At 30.2% G+C, this 7871-nt stretch carries 6 protein-coding genes and 1 pseudogene; 4 read left to right on the forward strand and 3 right to left on the reverse strand.

Features of this window, described 5'->3' with window-relative positions; all coding sequences use genetic code 11:
- Positions 1-161: 161 nt before the first annotated feature.
- From KPL38_RS20420 to KPL38_RS17225, 3 genes and pseudogenes are all read right to left on the reverse strand, one after another.
- Entirely contained in the window at positions 162-701 is a 540-nt protein-coding gene (locus KPL38_RS20420) for a phosphohexomutase domain-containing protein (protein WP_376769044.1), read from the reverse strand.
- Positions 678-1118, reverse strand: a pseudogene (locus KPL38_RS20425) (phosphomannomutase/phosphoglucomutase); the annotation flags it as partial. The pseudogene KPL38_RS20425 and the gene KPL38_RS20420, both read right to left, overlap by 24 nt.
- Before the next feature lie 588 nt (positions 1119-1706).
- Positions 1707-2465, reverse strand: coding sequence for a DeoR/GlpR family DNA-binding transcription regulator (locus tag KPL38_RS17225; protein ID WP_216290374.1), 759 nt, complete (start codon positions 2463-2465; stop codon positions 1707-1709).
- A 239-nt stretch (positions 2466-2704) separates the two neighbouring features.
- On the opposite strand from KPL38_RS17225, the gene KPL38_RS17230 reads away from it, so the two are divergent.
- From KPL38_RS17230 to KPL38_RS17245, 4 genes are all read left to right on the forward strand, one after another.
- Positions 2705-3382, forward strand: coding sequence for a transaldolase family protein (locus tag KPL38_RS17230; RefSeq protein WP_216290375.1), 678 nt, complete (start codon positions 2705-2707; stop codon positions 3380-3382).
- Positions 3383-3570: 188 nt separating this feature from the next.
- Positions 3571-4044 (forward strand): PTS mannitol transporter subunit IIA, encoded by a 474-nt coding sequence (locus KPL38_RS17235; protein ID WP_246578018.1) that lies wholly within the window; start codon positions 3571-3573, stop codon positions 4042-4044.
- Between the two features lie 92 nt (positions 4045-4136).
- Positions 4137-5555 (forward strand): PTS mannitol transporter subunit IIBC, encoded by a 1419-nt coding sequence (locus KPL38_RS17240; protein WP_312884267.1) that lies wholly within the window; start codon positions 4137-4139, stop codon positions 5553-5555.
- Between the two features lie 102 nt (positions 5556-5657).
- The gene (locus tag KPL38_RS17245; RefSeq protein WP_216290376.1) at positions 5658-6818 is read left to right on the forward strand and encodes a mannitol dehydrogenase family protein; all 1161 of its coding nucleotides are present in this window, start codon (positions 5658-5660) and stop codon (positions 6816-6818) included.
- Positions 6819-7871: the final 1053 nt, after the last annotated feature.

Raw genomic sequence — 7871 nt, forward strand, 5'->3', positions numbered from 1 at the left:
TTAATTATTTTGAAAAAATTCTATTTTTGCCCATATTACAACTTCCATTTATAAAATAATGATAGCCATCATCATTTGGAATATGTTTCAATTCTTAGGTTGATGGCTATGGTCTTCTGACACGACCCCATTGTAAAATTTGGAAGCAGTGCGTACAGGTTTTACTTTCTAAATTCACTTAATCCAGTTGAAGTTACTGAATCAGTTACTATTATCGTTTTTGGGTGCTCTTCCAAAACAATTGATGAAATTAAAGCTATTAATGCATTCTTATTTATTTGCATACCATTTGAATCCACAATAGCAGCTCTGTCCACATCTGTATCAAAAATTATTCCTAAATCTGCATGATTAGCTAATACTGATTGGCTAATAGATTCCATTGCTTTCTTATCTTCTGGATTTGGAATATGGTTTGGAAATCTTCCATCTGGTTTAGTAAATTGACTACCCGTAACATCTGCTCCTAAAACCTTTAAAACTTTATCTGCAAAGAATCCTCCAGCTCCGTTACCAGCATCCACATTAATCTTAAAACCTAATAAAGGTTTATCATAATTTTCTTTGGATGCAACACCATTTCTAATAGTATGAACTAGATCTTTAGAATACTCTTCAATAAAATCAATTTTAAAAATTTTACCTTTTTTTATACAATGGTCTAATTTTTCTTCAGATGCTATTGAAAGAATTTTTTTTATATCTTCCTTTTCGCATCCACCTTCTCTTGTGAAAAATTTAAACCCATTATAGCAATAAGGTAAATGACTTGCAGTAATCATAATAGAACCATCACATTCATAATCTTGAAAAACAGTAGTCATAAACATTGCTGGTGTTGTGCTCATTCCACAATCGTATACATTACAACCCAAATCACTCAATGCCCCAATAAAAAAAGATTATAATCCTGGTCCAGATAGTCTAGAATCCATTCCGACTGCCACATTTATTTGATCATCAGCATTTACGTTTTTTTCATTCCTTAGCCATTTTACAAATGCATAAGCTATACATTTAGCAACTTCAGGTGTTAAATTAACTTCATTTCCAGAACCTTCAGTAGCAATACCTCTTATGTCTGTACCACTTTGCAACTTACACCATTTTACTATCACTCAATTATCCCCTCTACTTTGTTATAGTTTTAAAAAATGCACTATTAATATAATATACTAACTTTTCTCTATTTCAACTATATAATTTGATTTTGCAATTAATACATTTTGTTCACTTAAATAGCAAAATAAAATCCACATGTAGTATACTTCTTATACTTGGGATGGAGCCAACGGAACCGACAAAACCCACGTTAAGGAATATAGTTCCATAAACCTCCGTTTTCGGTACTTAACTATAAGCATTAGAAATAGTCACTTTATACGTTATTTTAAGCTCCAAAACTATTACCAAAAATGAAGCATCAAAACGACTCTACTATAGCATATATGGTACTTATTTTAAAATATATTTGCTTAACATAGGCAAAAGCTATATTTTATATCCAATTTATGTCTTAACGTGGGTTTTGTCGGAAATGTTGGCTCTACCCCAATATAATATAAACTGTTCCCAGTCTAAACATATTTTTAGTGATTAATCTGTTCATTGACTGGGAGCGCTTATGAATTTTCTAGTAATAATATAATTAATACTACTCTAATCTTTTTCAACTGATAATTCTAAAAAGTTATTTTTTTATTTAACTATGATGTTGGTATAGTTAATTTTATATTATTTTTATTAAAATATTCTAAATACTCAGGAATTGGTTCTTCATTGGTTATTAAATGATCTATATCATTTAGATTACAATAGGTCATGAGAGATAGTACATTAAACTTGGAAGAATCAATTGGTAAAAACACTTCAGCACTCTGCTGCACTACTAATTTTTTGATTTCATGTTCTAAAGGAGAAGAATCCGAAACACCTTTAACTAGTGAAATTCCAGTAGCCGCCATAAAAGCTTTGTTTATATTATATTTTTTCAAAAGTTCTAATGTATTAACCCCTGTAAAACAGTTTGTTTTCTTTATTAAGCTTCCTCCTATAGAAATTATATTTAAATTGTCATATGAAAATGCTTTGATTATAGCTTTTAGATTGTCAGTTAATATAGTTACATTCTTCTTGTCTTTTAAAAAGTCTATTATGTTAATAGTTGTTGTTCCTGAATCTATAAAAATTATATCTCCATCTTCTATAAATGTGGCTGATAACTTAGCTATTAGTATTTTTTCAGATATATATTTCACATTTCTTTCTTCAAATGCAATTATCTTCTTTTCATTAGAAATTACGCCCCCATAAATTTTTTTTATAGATCCTTTATCTACAAGCTTATGTATATCTCGTCTAATTGTATTTTTGGAAACATTAAAAGCCTCACATAATTTATCCAAAGAAACCGTATCACTATACAATATATATTCTTCTATATCATTCAATCTGTTATATTTCATATTTTAACTCCTCACATATATGTAATTGACTTTAATTCTTTAATATTGACTAACGTTAATAAAAGTAATATTTTTTATTGTAACTTGCTCACAATATGACCAAATATTACATAGTTGAAAAACAGTTGACAACTATATATAAATGCTGGTACAATATGCTCATAGTATATCACAAATATTTATATAAAGTTTTAAAAATTATAATAAACAACTAAATAATTTAAAAGGGGATGTTCTTTATGCAATATATTTTAGATACAGCAGATATAAGTTTCATTAAGAAAGCTATAGATTTGTATCCTATAGAAGGGGTTACTACAAATCCAACAATAATAGCTAAGGAAAAAGGAGATTTTAAATCAATAATTAAAGGGATTAGGGAAGTAATAGGTGAAGATCTTATGCTTCATGTACAATGTTTAAGCCTTAACGCCGAAACTATAGTTAAAGAAGCATTATATATTCAACAATTTGCAGGTAAAAATGTATCTGTAAAGATTCCTGTAATTCCTGAAGGAATAAAAGCTATTAAAATTTTAAAAAGCAAAAACATAAGGACGACTGCTACAGCAATATTTACAGCCCAACAAGCATTAATGGCAGCAAATGCAGGAGCTGATTATGTAGCACCATATATAAACAGAATAGATAATATATTAGGAGATGGGGCAAAAGTTGTTTCTGATATTGTCCAACTTTTTAATATAAATAATATTTCTACAAAAGTTCTTGCAGCAAGTTTTAAAAATGTAGAGCAGGTACACAAAGTATGTTTAGCAGGTGCGCATTCAGTTACTGTCAATAAGGATCTTTTTGAGAAACTAATTTACCATCCTTATACAGACTTAAGCATAGAAACTTTTATTAGCGATTGGGAAGGACAATATGGAAAAGGTAAGACTACCTTAAATGCTTAATTCTATTACTTAGTATAAAATCACCCATGGATTTAGTGATTTTTCAAGAGTGGCTATTAAGGTGGATGCCATAATAGGGCTTACCTTGTGATGAAGTTGCCCAAATTTAACATTATAATAATATTGTACTTAAAAATATTTATAAAATAAAAATCAATAAAATATAAATGTGAAAGGTGGTCAATTGGATGAATTTTTTTAAAGAAAAACAAAAAAATAAATCTTTGAATCCTATATTAGCTAAAAAAAATATTGTTATTGGTCAAAAAAGTTGTGATAAAGAAAGTGCTATTAAATTAGCAGGACAAATTCTTGTAGACAATGGATATGTAGAACCAGCATATATAGCAGGCATGATGAGTCGAGAGAAACTTACGAATACCTATATAGGTGAGGGAATTGCAATCCCACATGGTATAAATGAATGTAAGAATGCTATAATTTCTAGTGGAATTAGTGTAGTTCAATTTCCTAATGGAATCGATTATGATAGTGATGAAAAGGTATACTTAGTTGTTGGAATTGCAGGTAAGGATAATAGTCATATTTCTATTTTAGCCAATCTAGCAGAATTTATTATAGATAATAATGATAAACTAAAGCAACTTTTCACTACCAATGACAAAGAAGAAATATACAATGCATTGATTACAAAATTATAATTTCTAATTAATTCTTATTAATCAGATTTGTTTATTGCATGATTTTTTTAGAAACAAATGAAAACGTTTCAACAATATAGGGGGAGATATATTTGAAAATATTTACAGACGTTCAAACAAATGAAAATACTTCAAATTTAAAAATGAAATTTCAAAAATTCGGAAGATTTTTAAGTGGAATGGTTATACCCAATATAGGTGTATTTGTTGCATGGGGTTTAATAACAGCTTTGTTTATCCCTACAGGATGGTTCCCAAATGAAAATATTGCAAAACTTGTAACCCCAATAATAACATATGTACTTCCTCTACTAATTGGATATACTGGTGGAAAAATCGTATATGGCAAGCGTGGAGCACTAATGGGCGTTCTTGGAACCATTGGAGTTATTGTGGGCTCAACCATGCCAATGTTTCTTGGAGCTATGATTATAGGGCCAATAGGCGCCCTTATCATTAAGTACTTTGACAATATAACAGAAGGAAAAATAAAATCCGGTTTTGAAATGTTAGTTAACAATTTTTCTATTGGTATAATTGGCGGTGCCCTTGCAGTAGTATCATTTTTAGTGGTTGGACCATTAATTGGAGGGTTAAGTATTGCTATTGCTGGTGCAATGAAAGTTATTGTTAAGGCAAATTTACTCCCATTATCTGCACTTGTTATAGAACCAGCGAAAATTTTGTTTCTTAATAATGCTGTAGATCACGGTATACTTGGACCTATAGGTGTTCAACAAGCAAAAATAGTTGGTAAATCTATTTTGTTCCTACTTGTTACTAATCCTGGACCAGGACTTGGCGTTTTATTATCATATTGGGTATATAGTAAAGGTAATCTTAAAGAATCAGTTCCTGGTGCAATTATCATTCATTTTTTGGGCGGAATACATGAAATATATTTTCCGTATGTACTCATGAATCCCTTAACTTTAATCGGTGTTATTGCAGGAGGTGCTGCTGGTACATTTACTTTCACTCTTTTTAAAGTTGGTTTAGTAGCAACACCTTCACCTGGCAGTATTTTTGCTGTTCTTGCAATGACTCCAAAGGGTAATTTCACAGGCGTTATTTTAGGCGTAATAATTGCTACCATTGTTTCATTTTTGGTTTGCTCAATATTTGTTAGGCGTGAAAGTAATTCTGAGGAAGATTTTGAAAAAGCAAAAGAAACTAAAAACAAGCTTAAAGGAAACACACAGTCTACAACAAATAATTCAGTTAAAGCTACTAATGTTAAGAATATATATGTTGCATGTGATGCAGGAATGGGTTCTAGCGCAATGGCTGCAGCTGTTCTTCAAAAGAAGATTAATGCGGCGGGGCTTCATATCTCTGTAAAAAATGTGGCAATTCAGAATATACCAGATGATGCAGATATAGTTGTTACGCATATTCAACTTACACAGAGTGCTATTAAGGCAAAGCCTGATGTAGAGCACATTTCAATCACAAATTATATTAAGGATCCAAAGTACGATGAGTTAGTAAAGAGATTATCATCAAAGTAATAAAATTATTTTTATTAAAAAGCATCTATTATATTAGCATTAGTATATAAATTATACAAAGCTCTAAAAATTTTCAAAGAATATTAAAGGAGAGATAATAATATGAAAAAAGCTGTAATGTATGGAGCTGGTAATATAGGAAGGGGATTTATGGGAAAAGTATTTTCTAATTCTGGGTATGATGTATGCTTTATAGACATAGCAGAAAATATAATTGATAAACTTAATACTGATAAGTGCTATCCAGTGAGAACTGTGTATGATAATAATTACACAGAGGAAACTGTAGAAAATGTTAGAGCCGTAAATGCTATGGATAACCAAGCAATAGAAGAAATCGCTTTTTGCGACATTATGGCAACAGCTGTAGGCGTAAATGTATTACCAAAGATTGTTAGCGTTATCTGTGAAGGAATAAAAAGACGTATTCAAATAGGTAAAAGTAGTTTAGATGTAATACTATGTGAAAATCAACTAAATGCAGATAAAATTCTTAGAAATTTGATTGAAGAAAATATGAGATCAGAGTATAAAGGATGGTTGGATGCTAATTTAGGCCTTGTGGAAGCATCTATTGGTAGAATGGTACCAGTAATGACATCTGAAATGCAAGAAGGTAATATATTAAGGATATGGGTAGAACCATATTGCATTCTACCTGTAGATAAGCTTGGGTTCAAGGGAAATATTCCAAATTTAAAAGGTTTAGTTCCATTTACACCATTTGAATTTTATATTAAGCGCAAGTTATTTTTACACAATATGGGACATGGGATGTGTGCATATTTAGGTTATCAAAGGGGATACACATATATTTGGCAATCTGCACTAGATGATAAAATACAAAAAAAAGTAAAAAGTGCCATGATGGAGGTTGCGAAAGCATTAAATAAAAAATATGGCGTATCATTGGAAGAACTTGTTGCTCATATTGATGATTTACTTGAAAGATTTGCAAACAAGTTGTTAGGTGATACTATTGTACGAGTCGCTCGAGATCCTGCACGGAAGCTCAGAAATAATGATAGATTTGTAGGAGCTGCTTTACTTTGTGTAGAACAAGGTTTCAATTCACAGCCTATTGTAGATGGAATAGTATCTTCTTTGTATTTTGATAATCCAAAAGATACTTCTGCGTGCGATTTACAAAAGGATATGGCTAAATATGGGATAGAGTATATTGTATCAGAATATATGCAACTAAAAAAAAATTCACCTATTTATAAAATGATTTCAGATACATACAAACGTAGTAAATTTTAGTCTTATAGGAGATGCAGTAATTATGAGAAAGTAAATCATATTCATAATAAAACTATTATTTTATGAATATAGCTACGTCTCATACAGTTATATTTCTAAGAAATCAAATAAAATCATACAAACTAAAATGAGTGCTAATCACATTAATTTAATTTTTTCTCAGATAAAAGAGAAAGAACTATTCTATTTTATGATATGCTCCTCTCAAGTGAACTGCTCCCTGTCAAGTGAATTAAACCCCTTTTATTGGACAAAGTATTATAATTGTTTATAGAAGGGGTGATTTTTTTGAAAATAAAATACAAGTTTTAAAAACGTTTAGAAATACTTGATGAATGGAAGAAAGCGAAAAATGGCTCACGCAATGCTCTAGCAAGAAAATATGATGTTGCTACCCAAACAATACGGGGCTGGGGAAAAATTCAGGAGTTACATGGCGATAGTGCGCTTGTACCTCGTGATGGAAAACGGAATAAATATACAGGTGACTTTCGAATAAAAGTTGCAGAAGAATTAATAAATAGTGGTCTTTCAAAACATGAGATATGTTCTAAATACAATTTTAAGGAATCTTTAGTCCTCAGATGGAAAAAACTCTATATTGAAAATGGCAAAGAATTTTTAGCTATATATTATCGTGGCCGAAAAAAAGGAGAACCTATAAAGAATATAATCAGTACTTGTAAAAAATTAAGACTAAACGATTTACAGACAAAAACGGAGAAGGCTCTTTACAATGAAAACGAGCGTCTTCGTGCGGAGCTAGATTACACAAAAAAATTGAATGTCTTAATTCAATCCAGGCAAGTATCAAAGAAAAGGTAACAGTAATCTATGAATTAAGGCATAAATACACAATCACGCTGCTTTTAGATATAGCACGAATCCCACACAGTGTTTACTATTATTATATAAAACGAAAGAACAGACTAGATAAGTATGTGTAGACTTGTAGTTTAATATATCCTGATAATATAAGTGATTTGCAAATTTAAGTAACCTTTAAAATATAAAAAGGATAAATGAATGTGTTAATTAAATTTAACATTCCTT

The sequence above is a fragment of the Clostridium psychrophilum genome (assembly GCF_018861705.1).
GTDB lineage: Bacteria > Bacillota > Clostridia > Clostridiales > Clostridiaceae > Clostridium_AD > Clostridium_AD psychrophilum.